The organism is Bacillus sp. FF-1 (assembly GCF_028548245.1).
GTDB lineage: Bacteria > Bacillota > Bacilli > Bacillales > Bacillaceae_G > Bacillus_A > Bacillus_A paranthracis.
This window is the reverse complement of sequence record NZ_JAQQGG010000010.1, coordinates 46,859-69,304: the sequence shown is the minus strand read 5'-3', so window position 1 is coordinate 69,304 and position 22,446 is coordinate 46,859. Positions and strand designations below refer to the sequence as shown.

24 protein-coding genes and 2 pseudogenes are annotated in these 22,446 nt (G+C 34.0%); 7 read left to right on the top strand and 19 right to left on the bottom strand.

The annotated features are described in order from the left end of the window. Positions 1–53: 53 nt before the first annotated feature. A complete protein-coding gene (locus PQF83_RS24785) occupies positions 54–1,091 on the top strand; it encodes a serine hydrolase domain-containing protein (RefSeq protein ID WP_000769750.1) in 1,038 nt (345 codons plus the stop codon). Positions 1,092–1,127: 36 nt separating this feature from the next. Here PQF83_RS24785 and PQF83_RS24780 read toward each other — a convergent pair whose 3' ends face one another. The 4 genes from PQF83_RS24780 to yeiL all read right to left on the bottom strand — a co-directional run bounded on the left by PQF83_RS24780 (position 1,128) and on the right by yeiL (position 4,270). Then, complete coding sequence (locus PQF83_RS24780; protein WP_000666946.1) at positions 1,128–1,376, bottom strand: hypothetical protein; 249 nt, start codon at positions 1,374–1,376, stop codon at positions 1,128–1,130. Positions 1,377–1,641: 265 nt separating this feature from the next. Then, a complete protein-coding gene (locus PQF83_RS24775) occupies positions 1,642–2,685 on the bottom strand; it encodes a flavin-containing monooxygenase (RefSeq protein WP_000653885.1) in 1,044 nt (347 codons plus the stop codon). Positions 2,686–2,824: 139 nt separating this feature from the next. Next, the gene (locus tag PQF83_RS24770) at positions 2,825–3,556 is read right to left on the bottom strand and encodes a metallophosphoesterase family protein (RefSeq protein WP_000684267.1); all 732 of its coding nucleotides are present in this window, start codon (positions 3,554–3,556) and stop codon (positions 2,825–2,827) included. 21 nt (positions 3,557–3,577) lie between these two features. After that, positions 3,578–4,270: a transcriptional regulator YeiL gene (gene yeiL / locus PQF83_RS24765; RefSeq protein ID WP_000717649.1), complete on the bottom strand. Its 693-nt coding sequence runs from the start codon at positions 4,268–4,270 to the stop codon at positions 3,578–3,580. Between the two features lie 109 nt (positions 4,271–4,379). Between yeiL and PQF83_RS24760 the strand changes: the two genes are divergently transcribed. The 3 genes from PQF83_RS24760 to PQF83_RS24750 all read left to right on the top strand — a co-directional run bounded on the left by PQF83_RS24760 (position 4,380) and on the right by PQF83_RS24750 (position 5,888). Beyond that, the gene (locus PQF83_RS24760; protein ID WP_001997926.1) at positions 4,380–4,826 is read left to right on the top strand and encodes a DMT family transporter; all 447 of its coding nucleotides are present in this window, start codon (positions 4,380–4,382) and stop codon (positions 4,824–4,826) included. 13 nt (positions 4,827–4,839) lie between these two features. Beyond that, complete coding sequence (locus tag PQF83_RS24755; RefSeq protein WP_000967627.1) at positions 4,840–5,304, top strand: DMT family transporter; 465 nt, start codon at positions 4,840–4,842, stop codon at positions 5,302–5,304. An 89-nt stretch (positions 5,305–5,393) separates the two neighbouring features. Next, positions 5,394–5,888, top strand: a complete 495-nt coding sequence (locus PQF83_RS24750; RefSeq protein ID WP_033671913.1) for a hypothetical protein — start codon at positions 5,394–5,396, stop codon at positions 5,886–5,888. Positions 5,889–5,928: 40 nt separating this feature from the next. On the opposite strand, the pseudogene PQF83_RS24745 reads toward PQF83_RS24750, so the two are convergent. From PQF83_RS24745 to PQF83_RS24730, 4 genes and pseudogenes are all read right to left on the bottom strand, one after another. Beyond that, positions 5,929–6,254: pseudogene (locus PQF83_RS24745) on the bottom strand (MBL fold metallo-hydrolase); the annotation flags it as partial. A gap of 5 nt (positions 6,255–6,259) precedes the next feature. Then, positions 6,260–7,123 (bottom strand): DUF4097 family beta strand repeat-containing protein, encoded by an 864-nt coding sequence (locus PQF83_RS24740; protein WP_000608740.1) that lies wholly within the window; start codon positions 7,121–7,123, stop codon positions 6,260–6,262. Further along, the gene (locus tag PQF83_RS24735) at positions 7,113–7,676 is read right to left on the bottom strand and encodes an HAAS signaling domain-containing protein (RefSeq protein WP_000164536.1); all 564 of its coding nucleotides are present in this window, start codon (positions 7,674–7,676) and stop codon (positions 7,113–7,115) included. The genes PQF83_RS24740 and PQF83_RS24735 overlap by 11 nt, the downstream gene beginning before the upstream one ends. Continuing rightward, on the bottom strand, positions 7,663–7,992 hold the full coding sequence (locus tag PQF83_RS24730; protein ID WP_001102641.1) for a PadR family transcriptional regulator: 330 nt from the start codon (positions 7,990–7,992) through the stop codon (positions 7,663–7,665). The genes PQF83_RS24735 and PQF83_RS24730 overlap by 14 nt, the downstream gene beginning before the upstream one ends. 316 nt (positions 7,993–8,308) lie before the next feature. Between PQF83_RS24730 and PQF83_RS24725 the strand changes: the two genes are divergently transcribed. Further along, positions 8,309–9,328: a zinc-binding alcohol dehydrogenase family protein gene (locus tag PQF83_RS24725; protein WP_000643770.1), complete on the top strand. Its 1,020-nt coding sequence runs from the start codon at positions 8,309–8,311 to the stop codon at positions 9,326–9,328. Positions 9,329–9,376: 48 nt separating this feature from the next. Here PQF83_RS24725 and PQF83_RS24720 read toward each other — a convergent pair whose 3' ends face one another. Both PQF83_RS24720 and PQF83_RS24715 read right to left on the bottom strand, forming a co-directional pair. Next, positions 9,377–10,768: an amino acid permease gene (locus PQF83_RS24720; RefSeq protein ID WP_001284419.1), complete on the bottom strand. Its 1,392-nt coding sequence runs from the start codon at positions 10,766–10,768 to the stop codon at positions 9,377–9,379. Positions 10,769–11,341: 573 nt separating this feature from the next. After that, complete coding sequence (locus tag PQF83_RS24715; protein ID WP_000757983.1) at positions 11,342–12,541, bottom strand: multidrug effflux MFS transporter; 1,200 nt, start codon at positions 12,539–12,541, stop codon at positions 11,342–11,344. 366 nt (positions 12,542–12,907) lie between these two features. Here PQF83_RS24715 and PQF83_RS24710 point away from each other — a divergent pair, with 366 nt between their 5' ends. Then, positions 12,908–13,474, top strand: coding sequence for a DUF5823 family protein (locus tag PQF83_RS24710; RefSeq protein WP_000570016.1), 567 nt, complete (start codon positions 12,908–12,910; stop codon positions 13,472–13,474). A 43-nt stretch (positions 13,475–13,517) separates the two neighbouring features. Here PQF83_RS24710 and PQF83_RS24705 read toward each other — a convergent pair whose 3' ends face one another. From PQF83_RS24705 to PQF83_RS24690, 4 genes are all read right to left on the bottom strand, one after another. Then, a complete protein-coding gene (locus tag PQF83_RS24705) occupies positions 13,518–13,742 on the bottom strand; it encodes a hemolysin XhlA family protein (protein WP_000390460.1) in 225 nt (74 codons plus the stop codon). Positions 13,743–14,062: 320 nt separating this feature from the next. Then, the gene (locus PQF83_RS24700; protein WP_000865011.1) at positions 14,063–14,341 is read right to left on the bottom strand and encodes a hypothetical protein; all 279 of its coding nucleotides are present in this window, start codon (positions 14,339–14,341) and stop codon (positions 14,063–14,065) included. A 999-nt stretch (positions 14,342–15,340) separates the two neighbouring features. Continuing rightward, positions 15,341–16,003, bottom strand: a complete 663-nt coding sequence (gene bshB2 / locus PQF83_RS24695) for a bacillithiol biosynthesis deacetylase BshB2 (protein WP_000439477.1) — start codon at positions 16,001–16,003, stop codon at positions 15,341–15,343. 15 nt (positions 16,004–16,018) lie between these two features. Beyond that, on the bottom strand, positions 16,019–16,369 hold the full coding sequence (locus PQF83_RS24690) for a YojF family protein (RefSeq protein ID WP_000407043.1): 351 nt from the start codon (positions 16,367–16,369) through the stop codon (positions 16,019–16,021). A gap of 720 nt (positions 16,370–17,089) precedes the next feature. On the opposite strand from PQF83_RS24690, the gene PQF83_RS24685 reads away from it, so the two are divergent. Continuing rightward, positions 17,090–18,415, top strand: coding sequence for an ArsB/NhaD family transporter (locus tag PQF83_RS24685; protein WP_000438015.1), 1,326 nt, complete (start codon positions 17,090–17,092; stop codon positions 18,413–18,415). A gap of 131 nt (positions 18,416–18,546) precedes the next feature. Here the strand turns inward: PQF83_RS24685 and PQF83_RS24680 are convergent, their stop codons facing one another. The 5 genes and pseudogenes from PQF83_RS24680 to PQF83_RS24660 all read right to left on the bottom strand — a co-directional run bounded on the left by PQF83_RS24680 (position 18,547) and on the right by PQF83_RS24660 (position 22,206). Continuing rightward, a complete protein-coding gene (locus PQF83_RS24680) occupies positions 18,547–18,774 on the bottom strand; it encodes a hypothetical protein (protein WP_001047302.1) in 228 nt (75 codons plus the stop codon). Between the two features lie 99 nt (positions 18,775–18,873). Continuing rightward, positions 18,874–18,963 (bottom strand): annotated as a pseudogene (locus tag PQF83_RS24675) (GNAT family N-acetyltransferase); the annotation flags it as partial. 261 nt (positions 18,964–19,224) lie between these two features. Then, positions 19,225–20,133, bottom strand: coding sequence for an iron-hydroxamate ABC transporter substrate-binding protein (locus PQF83_RS24670; protein ID WP_000728196.1), 909 nt, complete (start codon positions 20,131–20,133; stop codon positions 19,225–19,227). Between the two features lie 21 nt (positions 20,134–20,154). Continuing rightward, positions 20,155–21,171, bottom strand: coding sequence for a FecCD family ABC transporter permease (locus PQF83_RS24665; RefSeq protein ID WP_000722683.1), 1,017 nt, complete (start codon positions 21,169–21,171; stop codon positions 20,155–20,157). Continuing rightward, a complete protein-coding gene (locus PQF83_RS24660) occupies positions 21,172–22,206 on the bottom strand; it encodes a FecCD family ABC transporter permease (protein WP_000902672.1) in 1,035 nt (344 codons plus the stop codon). It lies immediately after the preceding gene. Positions 22,207–22,446 lie beyond the last annotated feature (240 nt).

Below are 22,446 nucleotides of genomic sequence, written 5' to 3'. Positions count from 1 at the left end.
TACTACTGTATAATAGAACTAACATTCTGTCTTTTTCGACGAAAGGAGTCACTATGAAATTAAAAAGTAACAATATATACGAGAAAATGAACCAATATTCCATTGTAGGTTTAAGTCTTGCTGTTATACACAACGGCAAGCTAAATGAAACAGCTGCTTTCGGAACACTTGAATCTGGAACAACTAGAACTGTTACTACAGATTCCATATTCAATTCTTGTTCTATTAGCAAATTTATCACCACAATTCTCGTACTAACATTATCCGATCAGAAAATCGTACATTTAGATGAAGACGTAAATGATAGACTCACATCTTGGAACATCTCTACTAATCTATTTACTTCACAGAAAAAAGTCACATTGCGAAACTTGTTAAGTCACCAATCTGGAATCATTGACCCACCTAATAGTTTTGAACATTATACACTTGCACATGGGCAACCAAGCATGTCTAAACTCCTTGCCGGTAAAACACCATATTGCTCCGTACCTATAGAAGTAACTTATAAACCAGAAAGCGAATTTCACTACTCGGATGCAAACTTTTGTATAATCGAAATACTACTTGAAGATATAACTGGAAAGCCATTCAACCTTTTACTAGAAGAATATATATTTCAACCACTGCAAATGGAAAATAGTACAATCTTCTCTCCTGAAGACATAGATAAAACCGATGCTTTTGCTTGCGGACATAATAAAGATGGCACCGTTACAAATGAGAAGTATCCATTTTATCCATTCGCAGCTTCTTCAGGTATTTGGACAACACCAACTGACTTATCAGCTTTAGTTATTGAAATCATTCATTCCTTACAAGGAAAGGGTAAACTAAAACTTTCTCAAAAAACAGTACAAGATATGATTTCTCCTCAAGGTTGCTCAAAATGGACGGGACTAGGTGTTTTTCTGGATGATTCAAATGAAGACTTACAAATATATTCACTCGGATGGGGCGTGGGATTTCAATGTATGATGGTTTGTTATCCATACCGGGGTAATGGTGCTGTTATTATGACGAACACTGACTTAGGTGTTCATCAAATGGAAGGGATTATTGGTGAGATTTTAAAAACGTTATCCTTATAATGAAAAAGAAAGAAGCTGTTCCTTTCAGCTTCTTTCTTATATAACATTTTTCGCAACAATTTTTATATGTTCTGGTGCGATAATCTCCGTTATACTTTCTTGGAAATCTTCCTGCAACATTTCTTCAATATGTTCTAGCTGCACTTCAACATGTGTGCATTCTAAATTATGTATATTTAAAAGTGCATAATGATCTTTTTTCTTTATTACTAAATATTGATTTTCTTCTGTTACAAGTACAGAACCTAATCGTACTCCTAGTAGGCGTTGATCATCAAACTTCACAGCCATCCCCCTTACTTTATATGTAATAAAATAACATTTTATGTAATCTACTCTTTATAAACTATATCATAATTTATTAAAATATAAATATCATATTTCTTTTTACTAAAAACCCCCTATTCTTTTATATATTTCGATACAAAAAACTTTCTCAACACGAAATTAGAATTTTCAGTTTTTATTCTTATGAAAATCAATTATAATAAAGTCAATAAATGTTTGACCTCTCCTAATTCATGTACATATGGATGATCAGTAGTCGCTGCTACTGATCTATTTTTTTGATTTCAGAAAGTAAATACGCCGCATCCTTTCCTACACCACAAATAAGTGCAGAACCTCTTTGAGACTGCCATGGCAAGCCGATATAATATAATCCTCTTACTGGACTTATTCCTTTTACATGATTAGGCAATCCATTCTCATCCACTGCCTTTTCTATTTCAATCCAGTTATAGTTCTGAATAAAGCCTGTTGACCATATAATGCTTTCTGCACTATATGTTTCACCGTTCTGAAACATAATGTTATTTTCTGATGCACTTACTACTTTTTCTTGTAGTTGTATTGATCCATTACGAATGAGTTCCTTACCTTCAAATCCAAAAATGGGATCCTTTCTCTTTTGAAACCATTCCCCCCTCTTTGTATTTACTTCGGCGTACAATAAACCCAATTTTTCTAACCAATTGAAAATACTTTTTCTAAAAAGATGTAACGGTAAATACGTTAAAGGATGACTAATAGACAGTGTAACTTCATGAGTTTTTGCCAGTTCTACTGCAATTTGTATTCCTGAATTCCCGCCACCTACTACGAGTACTTTCTCCTTAGGAATTTGTGATGGTGATTTATATTGTGATGAATGTATTTGAAAAACATGTGATGATAGATTTGCTGAAACTGAGGGAATAAACGGTTGCTGAAAACCACCTGTTGCGATAATAACTTTTTTCGTTTGTAAAATTTCTGTAGGGGTATGTAATTCGAATATATCTCTTTCTTTCTTTATTTTAAAAACTTTAGTTTGCAATTGGATCGGTAATTGAAAATGTCTTGCATATTCTTCTAAATACGTTGCAATTTCATCTTTATATGGAAATTCATTTTTTTCATCTATTAACGCCATACCTGGTAAACTACTGTAAGGCCGCGGAGTAAAAAGCTGTAAAGAATCATATCGATTTCTCCATGAATCACCAACTCGGTTTCCTGCCTCAAGTAATAAAAAATTATACCCTTCTTGTTTCAAGTAATATCCCATTGTTAATCCAGCTTGACCCGCTCCAATAATAATTAGATCTTTCATTCTAATCCCTCCTCTTCTTAAATATATGAATAATTGTTCATATATTCATACGTTTCCATAATCATAACATTTTATTTTTATATAATTCAATATGTACTCAAAATAAAAAGAGCAGTTTACCATCAAGTAAACTACCCCTTCATTCTACCTTCCCAGTCTTTAGCGCTTGTGCCCAGTCATATCTTTCCTGTTGAACAGCTAATCCAGCAGCTTCTTCCCAATTATAAGGAACTGAAATTTGTTCAATTATCCATTCTCCCAAAACCTCTTCTATCACTACATATTTTGCATGCGGAGTTCCTGATTCCATTTTATGCATAACAGGTAACTCATCTTTGTATGCTGGAAGTCCTACACTCCCCGGATTTATAACGATTTTTTCGTTTGCTAAATATACAACTCTAGGAATGTGCGTATGACCGCATACTATTATTTTTTGCTCAATATTTTGGAGTTGATCCATTATATTTTTTTCATTCTTTAATATCGCACCATTTTCATTCATCTCTTCTAACAAATACACTTCATCTGAAATTGGCGTACCATGACAACATAACATATCTTCTATAATAAATTGTGACGGATGTTGTTGTAACCAATCTATATGATTTTTTGTTAATTGATTTTGGACAAAAGTTAGTGTAGCCGACTGCTCTTGTATAGGTTCCCAAAGCATGCGATCACAGTTTCCCTTAATATGTACCATCTCGTTCTTCATTAATATTTCAATGGTCCCTAAAGGATCTAACGGCCCATACACACTATCTCCTAAATTTATTATCATTTCGACCTTGCGACGTTCCAAATCTTTTAATACTGCTTGTAAAGCGTGACTATTTCCATGAACATCTGAAATGATTGCTATTTTCATCTAAATCCCCACTTTACTATATTATTTATAAACATCTGCCGCCAATTCTCTCAAAACATCCACATTCACTACTTCAAAGCATCCATTGTTTTTCTTTATAATCTCTTTATCACAAAAAATATTTAATGTACGTAATAGATGCCGATAACTCGTTCCTAACAATTCCGCTGTTTCCGTTAAATTCCCACTAAATACAATTCTATTTCCGTGCTGTACTGCCCGTTCTCCTGCTGCTAACATGTAACTCGCAAGTCTATTTTCAAGAGGATATAGTAAATTAATGGTACTATTTTTTGAAAGCCGATTTAACTTATGCGCTAACGATCCGCAAATACATCGTAAAAATTTCGCATCATGAAATAGTTGATTTCTCACTTTCCCTAAAGGCAAACCAACACAATATGAATCTGCCATCACTTGTACGTTTGAAGTTGTCTTTTGAGAATGAATTAACTCTACATCTCCTAACAGCTGCAAGCTATCATAAAAGCATAATAATACAGATTTCCCGTTACTTAATGTATTAAACGCTTTCGCTTTTCCTTCAACGAAGAAAAATAAATAATCTATCTCTTCATTTTCTCTACAAATAAACTCATTCTTCTTAAAAAATATAAGTTCCATATATGGTTTCATATCATTACTAAAAAATGAGTCAATATTATTTTGTTTCATATACTCTGCTAATTTAATAGAATTACATATTTTCTTCATAGTTCCCCCGCCTTTACAACTACTCCTCATTGTAATCAAAATTTTCTCCTTCCACTATGACATATGTCATAGTAATACACAATTTTAGCATGATACAGTCATTACAAATATGAAATACAAAGGGGATATTACATTGTATAACTTTCTTTCTGTCTTTATTGGTGTGCTCATCGCCGTTATGCTTCCATTGAATGGGATTTTATCTGAGTTAATTGGCAAGTATACAGCAAGTATCGTCATTCACCTTGTCGGTTTAATTGCAGTTATTTTCGTTTTAATCATAAACAAACATAAAATCCATTTTGATAAAAGCATTCCATTTTTTTTATATAGCGCTGGAGCGATTGGAGTATTCACTGTTCTTTTTAACAATATAAGCTTCTCCGTCCTTGGTGCCTCTATTACGATTGCATTAAGTTTACTCGGTCAATCCATTGCTTCCATCGTTATTGATCATTTCGGCTTATTAGGAATGAAAGTTGCAAAGTTTGAAAAGAAAAAACTAATTGGATTATGTTTCATCTCTTCTGGAATTATAATCATGACAATTTATTAATGGGGGCAAGAAAATGTTATATGTTACGATCGCTATTTTAGCTGGTGTTTCTATCGTCGTTGCTAGAATTATTAACGCGAATTTAGCAAAAGAAATTGGAAATTGGGAAGGCACTTTTTTTAATTATATTACTGGATTATTTTTCTCTATATTATTTTTAATGTTCAGTTCAGATTCATTGTACATTCCAATGCATACGTTACAGTCCATTCCTATCGCTGTATATTTAGGCGGATTAGTAGGTGTTATTGTCATTTCATTATCCAACTATATTACCCCTAAAATATCAGCATTCTATTTAACGTTACTTATCTTTATCGGACAATTATTTGCAGGAACTATCATTGATTTCTTCCTAACAAATGAACTCTCAACTGGAAAGATTATCGGAGGTGTTTTCGTATTAATTGGGCTTACTTACAATTTACTCGTTGATCGCCCTCTTAAAACTGTTAAGAATAGCCACGTTCAACTATAATACTTTACGCTTACCTATCATATATTAATAGAAAAGCTCTTCATACGAAGTAATAGAGAGGAGAATATTCTATTAAGAAAATTATTTTACTGCTTTGTAGCACATTGATTATTTGTGGGATTATATGGTTTGTAAACTCTGGAAAATCTATTCAAGACTTCTATACAGAAAATAAGCCAAAGAAAAAAGCTACTATTATTTCAACGCAAAGGGATTCAAATGAGCCCCCTGTCTTCTTAGGAAAACAGGAAATAAAAGATATACATGTCGAATCCATTAAAACAAAAAAGGATATCTTCCTCACAAAAACAGATGAATTAAAAACGTTTATTAATAGTATGGATACCGCAAAAAAAGGAAAATTAACATTAGATGAAGAAGGATCAGATTTAATAGATTGTGATATGTGGATTACCTTTGAGGATGGAACTTATAAAAAATATTTCATATGGGTAGTTGATCATCACAGTAACGAAGTGATCATTGCTCAGCAAGATACTCCTGATGATGTAAACCTCAAGTACTATCAATTAAATGAAGATAGCTCAAAAAAGGTTTATAACTTATTCAAAAAAATTATTTAAACGAAAAAGTCATGAGCACGTAAGCTCATGACTTTTTGCACTATACATATTCAGGAAACACTTTACAACCCTTTTCCTGTTCTATATCATGTCCAAAGAAAATAATTGGTTTCTCTTTTGTCACAACTTCTTTTAAACGTTTAATTGAAGATAAAGCTAATTCCGAATCAAATCCCGCAAACGGCACTTCATCTTCAAAATTCTCTTTCGTATAAGATGCATCAATCGTTAATAGTACAGGACCGTTTTTTCCGTCTCAATTAATAATGACTGATGTCCTGGAGAATGTCCTGGTGTATACAATAACCGAACACCAGGTACCACTTCATAATCACCTTCAATAATTTTGCAGTTTAAATTTGGCAGATATGCTATTGTTTTTCCACTGTAATATTTCCGTTATGTGTATTTAATTTAATTACATTTTCTCCTTTTCCAATAACGGTATTTCCATTATATTTATCAAGGATATTCGCTCTACCATTATCAACAGCAACATTAAATTGAACATTAGTTGGTTCTTTTTCCGTTTCAATATTAATTTTTCCATTGTGAGTCGTAAAATTGAGATTTCGATCCAGTTCATTCGTTTTCAGAGTAAGACTTCCATTTTTAGTTTGCCCCTCTATTTCACCTTCAACATGGTCTAGCATTATTCGTCCGTTGTTCGATTTCACATGAATATTTTGTGCCAATACATCTTTGAAATCCATAATTCCATTGTTTGTTTCCGCAATAATTTTTGGCGAATTGATTTCTCTTAATTCAACACGTCCATTGCTTGTATTGATATTAAAATTTGTTGTGTTTAGTTTTTTAGCAGAAACATAGCCATTATTATTGGAAACTTTTAATGATTCATATTGTTTTTCAGGTAGATACACATTTAATGTTAATGGCGCCAACACTTCAGAAATATTAAAGTTGAACCAACTCTGTTGTTTTTCTTTATAAGAAATAAGAAGCGTTGAATCTTTCTCATCCGTAGCTAATGTTCTTTTTACTTTTGGATTAACCTCACCATCTAATTTTACTTTCACGTTACTACCTGTTGTAGGGTTGATGTTAACACGAACATTATTCGTATCGATAATGACGCTTGACACATTATTATTAATGACCTTTTCTTCTGAAATTGGTACCCCAGCAATTGAACGATAAGTGAATAAACTTCCAATAATACCAATAATGAAAATAATACCTGCAATGATTGAGAAACGCTTCTTATTTATCATGCTTCAAACCACCTTTTACTAGTGCTATATTGAACTTTAAATAACGAACAAATCCTTTCGTTGCTAACTTCGTTAAAAATAACATAGCAATAACAATGAAATATCCAAGTCCACAAAGTGCTAAAGAAACGAAAAGATTAAATAACAAGAATGTATTTGGATGTATAATCGTATCAACTAAAACAAGTAATGGTGCACCTAAAAATGAGATACCTAGAACCCAACCTGAAAAAATCAATGCCGCTAATGTAATTGCAGGTGCAAGTACGATTAACAAATTGAAAAAACCTAATCCAATTACTGCCCAAATTGCACGAAAAACATTTCCTGTTGTTGCACTTGTTGTTACTTTCTCAATATGATAATCTGCTAATAACTCTTTGGCGATTTGAGCTGGAGAACCTAATGAAGCTACAATTTCTTCTTCACTTTTCCCTTCCTCTAATCCGAAAGTAAAATGTTCTTCATAATCTTTTAAAATATCTGCACGCTCTTTTTCAGATAATCTTTTTAGAGATGCATTTAATTGTTGTAAAAATTCATTTTTCGTCATTACTTACACCTTCTTTTATTAATTGATTGACACCTTGTGAGAACTCATTCCATTCCCTCAAAAGTTGGTACAAATACGTTCTACCTTTATCCGTCAGCGTATAATACTTCCTTGAAGGACCTTCTGAAGACTCCTGTAAATACGTTGTAAAATATTCTTCTTTAGTTAATCTACGCAGTAGAGGATAAACAGACCCTTCTGATATTTCAATTCGATTGGAAATACTTCGAACTAATTCATACCCATAACGGTCTTGCTTATCAAGTAAGACAAGAACACAAAGTTCTAAAACTCCTTTTTTAAATTGTACATTCAATATTCATTCACCCTATTCTAATTGATGTTCACTACTATTTATTATTCAGTACTGTTTTATAATAAGTAACCACAAGTATAATATAACACTTGGTATTGTTCATTGCAAGGTACACTGGAAAAATAAGTATAACTTTCATCCAACGCCTATAAAATCAAAACGATGGCGGATCCTCTCCAGTTACACGGTACTACATGATGCTGAAACAGGCCTTTTACAAAATAGAAGGGACTTAACTTTTTTACATAATGACACTCCACCTACTATAATAAAAATAAAAGAGTAAATGACTCTTACTTTAATGGAGGGAATACAAATGAAAGCAATTGGTTTACATGAATACTTACCTATTGAAGAAGAAAACAGTTTAATTGATATGGAAGTTGAAAAACCTGTTGCTACAGGAAGAGATATACTCGTTAAAATTAACGCTATTTCCGTTAATCCAGTTGATACAAAAGTTCGCTCTCCGAAAGATAAAAAAGAAGAAGTAGCGAAAATACTTGGCTGGGATGCGAGTGGTGTTGTTGTACAAACTGGCGAAAGTTGTACGTTATTTAAAGAAGGCGACGAAGTGTTTTACGCTGGAAGTATTACGAGACAAGGTACCTATAGTGAATACCACCTAGTTGATGAAAGAATTGTTGGTAAAAAACCAAGAACGTTAAGTGATGCTGAATCTGCAGCACTTCCGTTAACAGCTATTACAGCTTGGGAAGGTTTATTCGAACGTTTAGGTATTGATTATAATAAGAAAGATACGAACTCCTTTAAAAACATTTTAATTATAGGCGGTGCTGGTGGTGTAGGTTCAATTGCCATTCAACTTGCGAAATGGGCCGGACTAAATGTTATCACAACTGCATCCCGCAATGAAACGATACACTGGGTTGAAAAATTCGGTGCCGATTATATCATTAACCATCACCAACCTTTACAAGAACAAATATTAGAGTTTGGGCTAAAAGATGTAGATTATATTTTCTGCCTAAACAATACAGATCAACATTGGCAAGCAATATGTGACCTCATTAAACCACAAGGAAAAATTTGCTCTATCGTAGAAAATGAACACCCTCTTGAGATGGGCATTTTAAAAAGTAAAAGTGCTACACTCGTTTGGGAATTTATGTTTACAAAAGCGATGTATGAAACTGGAGACATGATTACGCAACACGAACTATTAAATAAAGTAAGCGAACTACTAGATGAAGGCATTTTAAAGACTACTTTAAATGAAACATTCACACCAATTAACGCTCAAAATGTAAAAAAAGCACATGCCCTGCTTGAAAGCGGAAGTACAATTGGGAAGATCGTTTTAGAAAAGTTTTAATAACAAAAAGTCCGATTTCCAAATAAGAAATCGGACTTTTTACTATCTTTATTTACTTGAAATCTCTTGATCATTTTGAACGTCTAACGGAGTTCGCTTCCCTATTCCGAAAGCATAGAAACTAATTGTAACGATAGCTAAGAAAATAATACCTACAACTAGTGAAATGCGCGTATCATCGTTAAACCACATTCCGATTAATACCATAATTAAAAAGGCAATTGTTAAATAGTTTGTAACAGGAGCAAACGGCATTTTGAACGGATGATCTTTCATCTCTGCTCCCTTTTCTTTTCTAAAATTAATTTGGCTAATTAAAATGACAAACCATGGTACCATACCAGGAAGTACACTCGCACTATATACATATACGAATAAGTTTTTTGGTGCAATATAACTTAGAACTACACCGACCGCTAAACCGATAATTACGCCAACTGTACCGAATAAAGGTACACCATTTCCAGAAAGTTTCGTGAAATATTTCGGTGCTTGTCCATTTACACCTAACGTATATAGCATACGACCAGCACTATAAATACCACTATTACAACCAGACATTGCTGCTGTGATAACAACGAAGTTAATAAGTCCCGCAGCTGCCGTAATACCAACTTTCGCAAAAGTTGCTACGAACGGACTTCCAATTGTACTTAATTGATCCCACGGATACACAGTTACAATAACGAAAATCGCACCGATGTAGAAAATTAAAATACGCCAAATTGTACTTTGAATCGCTCTTGTAAGTGTCTTCTTCGGATCCTTCGCTTCACCAGCAGTAATACCGATTAATTCCACACCTTGATACGCTCCAACTACAAGTGATAATGCAAAGAAGAATCCAGAAAAACCACCTGTAAAGAAACCGCCATTTGACCAAAGATTCGATATGCCAATCGCTTCTCCACCGTTACCAATTCCAAAGAAAATAAGTCCAAATCCCGCAATAATCATTAATAGAATCGTAACGATCTTAATCATCGCAAACCAAAATTCAAATTCACCAAATGACTTAACAGAAATTAAGTTAGCTGCGCCAAGAATAACCATTGCGATTACACCTGGTATCCAAGCTGGTAAATCCGGGAACCAATATTGCATATACGCCCCCACCGCGATAATCTCTGACATCCCAACGATAACCCACTGGAACCAGTTACTCCACGCTGTCATGTAACCAGCTAACGGGTGAATATACTTATGACCGAACGTTGCAAATGATCCTGTACTTGGCTCCATATACAACATTTCTCCCATGGCACGCATGATGAAGAAGATAAAAATACCTGCAATTGCATACGCAAGCATAACTGACGGACCTGTCCATTTAATCGTGCTGGCTGAACCCATAAACAAACCAACACCAATTGTTCCGCCTAAAGCAATCATTTGAATATGACGTGCTTCTAAACCTCTTTTCAATTCTTTATTTGCCACTTCACTTCCCCCTCTTAGATGATTCATAGCCGCATTTTAAAACAAGATGCTTTCCCCTAATTCCTTTCGGCCCTGAAAATGATGAAGCAAACGTCATTTTACACTAGCTTTAAAGCTATCCTAAAATCGTTTTGTGCTCCTAATAAAATTCTCAAAACCTTTCATCTTCCAATATTCTATAAATCTTAAAATTACTTACCTTATATTAATTCATTAATCTGAAAAATTCAATTATTTTTTCAATAAATTAATATGCATGATTACGTTTAAATTTTAACTTAATTAACAATAAAATACATCTATTCAATATGATTCCGGTATGTATATTATTACAATATAAATAACCGAGGAGAGCATTTTTCCCTCGGTTTCACATCTCATGTACTTCAATTGTTATAGTTGATAACGTAATTTCCCACGCGTCCAATTCATATACCAACCAGAAATTTAATATATTAATAAACTACTAACTTTTTTAATCTAATTTTGAGGCAGGAATCTTACTGCCTCAAAACAGCGGGATAAAATATAAAAGAGTCTCATTTTTAATGAGACCCTTTTACCATTACATATTTAAATCGTTTTTGAAGTTTGTTTACCTAAAATAAACACTTTAGTAAACACTGTCATGATAACGACTATAGCTAGAAAATAAAGTGGCATCACTAGTAACGAGCCCGTATGCAACTGACTCATTCCCCAAATTGTCATCGTTACAATTACATAGTACCCTAAGCTAAACAATGCACCTGCTGTACCAATAACATCTTGAAAATCTACTAATGCTAAACTTAAACAGTTAGGTAGCGCTACTCCGATTCCTAATAGCAATATAAACATCGCTACTAAAAATACAACCATATATATTGCATTCGGATTTGGTCCAACAAACGTAATAACAGATAAAAGGATAGCTCCTCCTGTCATTACGAGACAACCGATATATATAATTTTCTCTGGTTTATACGTGGCAAGCAATCGTTTTGAAACTTTCGCTCCAATAATAGAAGCAGAAGCAACAACAATCCCTAAAAATCCATACATACTAGGCGATAATTGAAAGTATTCAATAAAGATAAACGGTGCTTCTGCATAATAGCTAAATAAAACACCATTTGCTCCCCCAATTAATAGCCCATATGTTACTACTTTCGGATTTGTAATTAATCTTTTCAATACTGAAAAGACATTTATTTTATTTGTCACTGAGTTCGTTTTTGTTTCTGGAAGAGAAACAAACGTATACAGAAAGATACCGACACTCATAACTACTAAACTTAAAAATACGATTTTAAATCCAAACATTTGATCAAGAAAGCCACCAATTAACGGTCCTATCGCTGGTGTAAAAGCAATAACTGCTGAAATTTGAGCAAACATAACGTGGCGCTTATGCCCCTCTACACTTTCACGTAGAATCGTTTGTGTCACAACTGATCCTGCACTTGCTCCAAACGCTTGAATAAAACGACTTACTAATAAAACTTCAATGGAATTTGCAATAAAGCATAAGAAACTCCCAACGCCATATACGACAATTCCAAATAACATTGCTGGGCGACGACCAATTATATCTGATAGCCATCCAATAAAAAATACACCTAAAGCAAATCCAGCAAAATACACACTAAGCGTTAACTGTACCTCATTATTACTTACATGTAACGCCTTTGAAATGTCCGGTAAAGACGGTGTGTAGATCGTTTCACTAATTTGCGGAAATGCGACAAGAATAATCATTAACAAAAGTGATGGTACTGAGACTTTTTTCATTTTTCATACCCTCCTATAACTTTGAAAATCTCAGAAATAAAAAGACTTTCCTTAGCTACGGAACAGGAGGGGCCATGATAGAAATTCGCTCATAAAACAACAAAGAAAACACCTCAATTACGTATGTTAATACTTATAGGAGGGTAATATTAACATTGATTTTTTAAATACACTTTTTCAATTATATTACATATTGCGTTTCTTTTTCTATTATTCGGCCTTGGCAGATTTATTAAAGAGATACCTTGAATCAACAACCTTTTTATGGAATAATTAGAAATAGTTTGAATCAATAGATTTAATTATTAAACGATAGACTAGCATATTTCTAATTTCGCCAAGCTTACAAACAGGAGGACTTTCGTAATGATTGAAATTTTAAGGACACTATTAAACTTCCTAATCTCTCTATTCTCAGGAGAATTACCAATTGTATATTATGTATGGATTATTAGCCTATTCCTAATTCAAATAACCCAATCTACTCTGAACTATAAGCTTTTTAACAAGAAAGATAATTTCAGCACTTATATATTGGAAGGATTACTCGCTTTTATTATTTTATTGTTTGGAGGCATGTTAGTATCTAAGTTACTTGCTTACATAATAGACGACCCTACTATTAGTATGACGAATGTAACACATTATTTTGTTTCTCTTATCATATTAACTATATTTGTCTTAATAACCTGCGTTAAAGACTTTATAGAGACATCTATAAAGAATAAAAATATATCTCTTTTTAGCTTCTTAGTAATTTCCTTACTAACAAGTATACTTTCGTTCAAGTTTTTATCACCTTTAATTGAAGGTTCATTTTCTCTTTCTAAATCTTTTATAACTACTTTAATCATTCTAGTAACTGTATCCATCCCTCTATTAATTTCCTTAGAGGATAAGTATGCAGATGAAAAAGAAACGGAAAATGTATAGTTTCTCATTTATATAAAAGAAAGAGGGAGCTCCCCTCTTTCTTTTAAATCATCCCTTTTAATATCAATCCTAAAACTGACATTATTATCGTACTAATAATAATTCGCAAAATCCAAGTTGTGTTTGTACTTATTTTTTCTAATTGCTTATTAATTGTTGCTATGTCTTTCTCATTAATAGTAGTACGCGTTTCTAAAGCACGAATGTCTCTCATAATTTCTTTTTGGTCGGCCTTGAGACTGTCAATTTTAGCATAAACATCTTCCATATATTCACACCCTCTGTTCATCTTAATAGAAAAATCTATATATATTATGAGACAACCCTCTTACCGGTGAATACATTCCATATATGTGCGCACCAAATTATTTGCACAATCTAATTATGTTTCCATTCTTCTATATTAAAATTAGCGTTAGGATAAATTAAATATAGAAAAGGAATCCCTTGTTTATGTAACAGCAAACAAGGTGCTCTCCAGCATACGAGAGCACCTAAGATAATTTCTATTGTTTTCATCACCATTTTCATGTTTACTAACTCAATATAGTCAGTATGATTTTATGAAGAGTCTACTTTGTTAGCTGCTTAATGTATACTAATAGTAATACGAAATAGTTCCATTGATAAACTCTCTAGAACAATAAATATACTGGCGGAAACAGACCTATACCCAATATTTTTTCCAGTAACATGAATGGTTATTTCTGATAGATGTGTTTGTATATCATTGTTTTCAAAAATTCCATCCTCAACCTTTACAATATCTGCTTCACAATCTACTTCTTTAAAAGTTTTCAGTAATTTTGTTTTTAATAAACTACAGTCAAAGTTTTCATCTTTTATTACAGCAAATTTAACCTTCATATCGATTTCCCCATTTTTAGCAAACTAAAATCATTAAATCTATATAAATATATATTATTCTATTAAACAATTCAAAATATATGTTTCTTATAAACCATTACTAAATTCCAGTTCTAAGGCTTTATATAAAAAAGAAAACAAAAAAAGTGAAATTCTAATCATTAAGAGGGGTATCTATCCCCCACTAATTGTTTAGTTGAACTAACCAGACATTTACAAGATTAAAAAATTACTCTTTCAATCGCTAAACTAATTAATATATAATCCCCCTGTTTTCAGTGGCTCAAATTTTTTCATTTTTAATTCATGAATTCTGAGAACTTTTTGCTTTAATATTAATTAGTCGCTTCTTAAATTCTGTAATATTGGAAATAACTATATAGTGAAACAAATTAACTATTAGGAGTGCTATTGATGTTTGATATACTTCGTCTCTTAATTTTTTTTCTCATTGCTATCTTTTTATTTTTCTCCATAATAATGGAATTTAAAAAACCTCAAAAAAGTGTATTTTGGTTTTCGATTGAAGTCTTATCTCTTCTAGGAATTGTAATGCTTTTTAAAGATTTTTTATCAAAAATATAACTTAACCCACGAATAATCACGTGTTTCAAATACGATATCTTTATCTGTTGAACGACCTTATCTCTCGTTAAAAAATCTTGTTTTCACCCTATTTCTTAACAAGGGCTCTAGCCTTAAGTTGTCTTTTCTTTATAAAAAATAGCCTGCCTATTTCTGTAGGCGGGCTATATCTTTATTACACCATACAAAAAGTATACTCTCTTCTCCACTCGAACTTTATGTAATAATACAGATTCCAAATAATGATAAAAGCAACAAACTTTCTTATAACATCCTCATTCTAGTAAGAAAGTAGCTAAAGCTGTCCTATCTTTAGAAAGGGATGATGCTAATATTGTTAATAGCACAAAAAAGCACCGTCACAAATGACGGTGCTTTTTCTATGTAAGAGCTACTAGAAGATACCCTTCTAGTCTACTCCCATTTATAAGTCCAAAATTGTTCCAGTTGCAGCCATTTTAATGTTGCTGCATCTTTGTTTTTGATTTTTACATGCGTTTCTTCAAGCATTGCTTCTGTTTGCGAACGGTGCGCACCTAGTGCAGCTAATTTATGCTCGAATACTTCACTAATATTATTTACAACATCCGGCTCACCTAGTACAGCTTCGCGATTTTTCGTAATCGCAACCGCATGAATAACTGGACGTTCTTCTTTTGACATACGTGATACGGCGCGAACGACAGCGCGGCCAAATGCATCATGATCTGGATGTACGCCGTGCTCTGGATAAAATGTAATAATTCGAGATGGATTTACTTCTTGAATGATCGCTTCAATTTTATCTGCTACGAAATCAACATCTTCAAATTCTAACGTTTTATCATGGAAACCAAGCATTCTTAAGTCTTGAATCCCCATCGCTTCACATGCATCTTTCAATTCTTTTTTACGGATATTTGGAATCGTTTCACGGTTAGCAAATACGTTCTTACCCATGTTACGTCCCATTTGTCCTAGCGTACCGCACGCATACGTTACAGGTACTCCTTGATCTGTTAATAAGCGAATTGTTCCTCCCGCCGCAAATGCTTCATCATCTGGATGCGGAAATACAACAAGTACATGTCTCTCCATAAGTTTCCCTCCTTCTTACTTAAATGGCGTTAAGCTTAACTCAAGCGCTACTGCTAAGCGGCCTTGGTTATCGTGCCCTGCAAGTAATAAACGCTCTTTATCGTCTACTTCCCAGTGCGTAATACCTTCTGCATATACCCAGCCGTGATCCATCTTTAAACCAACTCGGTATGGGTTTGTTCCAGTTATTTTCCCGCGCTCAAAGCGAATCATTGCATTTCGAATGAATGCTCCAACTGTCATCATCTTTTCATTAAAGTGTGACGCGTACGCTCCGTTCGTCGTTTCTAAATGAATATATACATCTTTATTTACAAAACGTTCAATTTCATTTTGAATAAGAGAACTATCTTTTACTATTTCCATCGGAATTCACCTCTTTAAACCATTTTACGCAAAAATAATGTAAATTGCTATCTCTATATTAGAGGACAACGCCCACTTTTCCTAATAATTTGCACTGTGTTTCTTCATTTTTTTATATCATATTTGACACTCCCACGGCTAAAGCCGCAAGCTGACTAACGTCAATGGGATTCTTGCTACCAAAGGCGACGTCTATTTCTAGTATCGCTGACGTGCAAGATTGCGGTGTGCCATCACCACTCCGTATCCAGTGCATCTAGCAGATACGGCACTCGTTCTATTACCAAACGAGTCAGATTGTGAGTTCTCAAATGTGTTTTAGCGTCTTGTACTTGACGACTCAATACATTTTACGGAGTAGAAGAATTTGTTATTCCAACCTCATATGTATTCTGTTTTCAGAGAACAAGATTATTTTAGAGACTTTTACTTGTCTGTTATGAAAATTATACCATTTCAAATACTTGATGTACAGAACATACTTTCGATATTGTATCTGTACATCGCATTTGACCTCACTATCATCCACCCCTAAAGGGGGTACTATCGCACCGTAGTGGGCTTTCCTATTCGGAAAATCTGTAAAATCATCATTTTTTCCTTCACTTTGTTAAATAGTTTTCTTTCTTTTTTGAATTTGCTACAATATATTTTATCCCGTATGAATACAGCGAGATACATTTTGACAATTAAATACATACTTTAAAGAAGGTGACATGATTGGAACAATCAGCACATGAAGTAGCAAATTGGCAATATTATTTTGCAATTGCCGTATTTTTAGTCACGTACGGATTTATTATTTCTGAGAAATTGAATCGTGCTGTAATTGCACTATTCGGTGCTGCTATTATGATTATTTTTGGAATTGTAGATTTACATACCGCTTTCACATCACATATTCAATGGGAAACAATCACCCTTTTAATTGGGATGATGATTCTCGTACATATTACGAGTCAATCAGGCGTCTTTGAATTTGTGGCCATTAAAGCAGCGAAGGCAGCTGGCGGAAAACCAATCCGCATTTTATTATTGCTATCCCTATTAACTGCTGTCGGATCTGCATTTTTGGACAATGTAACGACTGTCTTATTAATCGTACCTGTTACACTATCTATTACACGTATTTTAAAAGTAAATCCTGTTCCTTATTTGATTTCAGAAGTATTATTTTCAAATATAGGCGGAACAGCAACATTAATCGGTGACCCACCTAATATTATGATTGGATCAGCAAATAAGCATTTAGACTTTAATGCCTTTTTACTTAACTTAGCTCCTATCGTAATTATTATTTCTATCGTGACACTTGGCATTATTTACTTTATGTATCGCAATAAACTAAAAACAACAACTGAGCAAATCGAAAAACTTATGGTATTAAACGAAAAAGATTATATTAAAGATCAAAGCCTCCTTTTAAAATCGATCACGATTTTGGGACTAACTATTTTAGGGTTTATCCTTCATTCTGTTATTCATGTAGACGCTGCGGTTGTCGCGATGACAGGCGCTACACTTCTTATGCTAATTGGAGTAAAAGAACACGATATTGAAGATGTATTTGCCCACGTTGAATGGGTAACTATTTTCTTCTTCGCTGGACTATTTGTTCTCGTTGGCGGGTTAATTGATATCGGACTTATTTCTTCACTCGCAAAAGAAGTACTCGACGTAACGAATGGTGATATCGGTTTTGCCGCTATACTTATTTTATGGGTATCAGGGATCGCATCTGCGACAATTGACAATATCCCATTTGTCGCAACGATGATCCCACTTATTCAAGATTTAGCTACAGGGCTCGGACTATCTGTCGATTCTCCGCAAATCGAAGTACTATGGTGGGCATTATCACTTGGAGCTTGCTTAGGAGGAAACGGAACGTTAATCGGAGCATCAGCAAACGTAGTCGTTGCTGGTATCGCTAAACGTGAAGGACATGCTTTCTCTTATATGGACTTCTTAAAAATTGGTTTGCCGTTAACAATCATTGCATTACTATTATCACATGCTTATATATATTTACGTTATTTAATGTAAAAGTTGTATTGCATGAAATTATATCAACGATTTTCTAAGTATATCGACGATTCGACAGAGAATATCGACTTACCGACAAATAACGACAACGAAAAAAGGTATGCAGCGCTAAACTGCATACCTTTTTTCGTTCACCAAAATATACCGATAATTGCTAATCCACCTAAAATCATACCACCAATTTGTCCAACGATTGCTGGTGATAGTTGAACACCTTTTCTCACTTCAACAACTGGTCTTTCGTGCCTTAGTTGCTGCACTTCGCTTTGCAATTGATGTACACTTCCGTGCAATTCTTTAATTAACTCCTTTAATTCAGCGACCTCTTCATTTACTGGTTTTGCTTTTTCTAAATTCATCTCACATAGCTCCTTATCAATGCAATCAGTACACTGTAAAAATTCGCCAATTATTATTATATCTCCTGCATACTACATATATAATTTCGAATATACTTTCTAACCTTGTAGCTCTATCCATTCATCCCGCAATATCCCCATAATCATACGGTCAAAACACTTCCCATCTCTTTGAACTGCTTCTCTCATAGCTGTTAATTTAATCGTTTTATGTTGATAAAATTCATCGTCATTTCAAACTCCCCCTTTTTTAATAACGGGGATACTTATTTTAGCCTATTTATCCCCTTGTTCCATAAACTGCTTTATAAACGGGATACTTACAATAAGCGCTGACATTGGTACATCTCCTCTACACGAAATTAACTTCATTGTATAATTTTTCGTTTATTCTAACAATAATAAAAAGCCCTCCAAATTTAGAGGGCCTTCCCTAATAGCAAAACTATATTATTTCGTAAACATTTTCTCCGCTTCATCCATTGCCATTTTGTTTCCTAAAGCAGAATAGTCAAGCCATGGTTGGTCATTGATAATGTATACGTGCTTGCCTTTAACTGCTTTTAAGTCTTTCCAGATTGGTGTTTCTTGAAGTTGTTTAAATGCAGCTTTTGCTTTATCGTCTCTGTTTACAACAACGAAAATAGCATCTGCATCAAAGTCAGGTAATACTTCTTGTGAAATGACTTCGAAAGGACGGTTTCCATCGATTTTCTCTACACCATTTGCAGGTTGTAATCCTAAGTCTTGGAATAAAATTGGTCCCATCGGTCTTTTCGTACTAAATACACGTAATTCTTTGGCAGTAACGCGAATTGCCATTACTTTTTCGTTATTACCTAGCTCTTTATCTATTAAACCTTTTACTCGTTTTGATTGCTCTTCGTAATCTTGAATATATTGATCCGCTTCTTTCTCACGGTTTACAAGTTTACCAACTTGTTTTAAATGGTCTCTCCACGTACCTTCATCTAAATTGAAAGTATGCGTTTTTGCAATTTTTTCGTATTTCGCTACATCTTTACCCGCGTATTTTTCATCCACATAAATGTCAGTAGGCTTTAATTGAAGTAATGCTTCCATATTCGGATCAGTTACAACACCCAGTTTCTTCGTATCTTTCAGTTGTTCTTTTGCGTGTGGTAAGAAATCTTTTAAATCTCCACCAATTACAGAACCTACTGGTGTAATTCCTAATGCAAGTAAATTATTTGTTAAATGAATAGACATTGAAGCAATTTTTGGGTCATTACTTTTTTCCGTTTTTTTCGTTGCCTCTTCATTAGATTTCGTTTGACCACATGCTGCTAATACTAAAATACACATGATGCTAAATAAAATAGTAAGTTTCTTTTTCATATGTTCTCCTCTTTGAAGTATTTATTTTGTTTTTGTAAGTAAATAAAGAAAATACGGTGCTCCTAATGCGGCCACTACTACACCAGCTGGAATAGAATTTGGCTCAAATATAGAACGACCTATCGTATCTGCTAGTACTAAAATAATCATTCCGATAATACCAGCCAGTGGAAGGAAATGTTGATAGGTAGTACCTACTAACTTTCTGGCGATATGCGGAGCAACTAAACCGATAAAACCAATCCCTCCTGCCATCGATACACTCCCGCAAGATAATCCAACCGCTGTAGCTAAAAGTAGTAACCGTTCTTTTTGAACAGAAACACCAAGTCCCGCTGCCACACTATCACCTAGTGACAATGCATTTAACGTTTTAGATTTTAACCATGCATACGGGGTAAGTATGAAAATCCAAGGTAATAATGCTAGGACATGAATCCAATCCCTTCCCCACACGTTACCAACTAGCCATCTAGAAGCGAATGTATACGTCTCATCATTTAACTTGAGAGAGAAAAATAACGAAATTGCACTAAAGCCAGCTGAAACAGCAATACCAACGAGAATAAGTCTAATGGGAAGTAAACCTTTCGAACGATCACTCGCAAGTAAAATAATAAGAAATGCAGCTAATACTCCTCCACCAAATGTAAATAACGGTATTAAAATCGATGCATTCTCATTAATAGAATGAAAGAAAGTAACGAATATAATTAGCCCGAAAGATGCACCTGAATGCAGTCCAAGAATACCAGGATCGGCCAACGCATTCCTTGATAACCCTTGCAAAATCGCACCGGAAATCCCAAGGCCAATACCAGCTAACATTGTGATTATAATTCTTGGCATACGATAATCGTATAGCACGGTTGCACTCTCAAAATCACCATGACCGAAAAGCGTTTGAATTACTTTGAGCGGTGCAATGCTAAGTGTCCCCGTATTTAAGCTAAGCAAAATGACAGCGATACTAATACAACCGAATATTGTAGTTACAGTAACGGCTCTCGTTTTATCTGTGTTTAAAATCTTCTTCACTTACAACTCCCTCCCAACTTTACGTGCTATATAGAGGAAGAACGGAACTCCAACAAGAGCCACCATAATTCCTATTGCAAGTTCTTTAGGAGGATTTACTGTTCTTGCCCCTAAGTCAGCTACAACTAATAACATGGCTCCTAAAAATGCTGACATAGGAATAATGAGTCGATAATTCACACCAACTAATTTTCTAGCAATATGCGGGATAACTAGTCCTACAAATCCAATAGAGCCAACAGCTGAAACAGAAACACCTGCTAGAATAACTACTATAATCATTCCAAGTATCCTCGTTCGATTCGTTTTCACACCTAAATTCGTAGCGACATCATCCCCCATTGATATGAGTGAAATAGACCGCCCTAAAATTGTCGCAAAAACAATTGTTATGAGAATAATGGGAACTAAAAATTTCAAGTGTTCCCACTTAACCCCTGCAACACCACCAGCGTACCAAAAAGCTAAATCTTGACTTAAGTCATAATAAATCGCAACACCTGAACTTAACGAATGTAAAAGCGCAGCCATAACAGCCCCAGCGATCGTTAATCTCATCGGTGTTAATCCGCCTGATGTTGCTGATCCGATAATAAAAATGAGCACTGTACTTAAGACTGCTCCAATAAAGGAGACAATCATTAAATAGGAATACGGCATATGCGGGAAAAAGGCAAAACTAAGTGCTACTACAAACATCGCACCTGCATTTATACCCAGCACACCTGCATCCGCTAAAGGATTTCGTGTTACTCCTTGCATAACAGCTCCAGCCACTGCAAAAGCCGCTCCTACAACTGCTGCACCAATTACCCTTGGGAGTCTTAATTCATAAATAATTTGGTGCTGTGTTAATTTCGGATTATAATCAAAAACCGCTGTCCATACGGTTTGTAAATGGATATCCTTTGCACCAAATGCAACAGCTAAAAATATAGAGCCGATTAAAAATAAAATTGTTAAGCTCATGAAACATATGAACTTAATATGTAGCCAGCGATTATTGCCAGCATATACAGCAGGCTTATGTAACATGTTTCATTTCATCCTTTATATTCAGTTGTTTTTTATAATTATTTTTTATTTGTAATTATTATTGATAATAATTATCATTTTCATTTAGATATTATATCGCCACTTTTTTTAAATAGCAAACTATTTTTTCACTTCGCTAAATATTAAAATACTTATTACAATTCCCTTCCAAAACTTACAAATACACGCAAAATAGACCTACTAGCTTATTTTTAAAAGTGTAGTATACTTAATCATTAT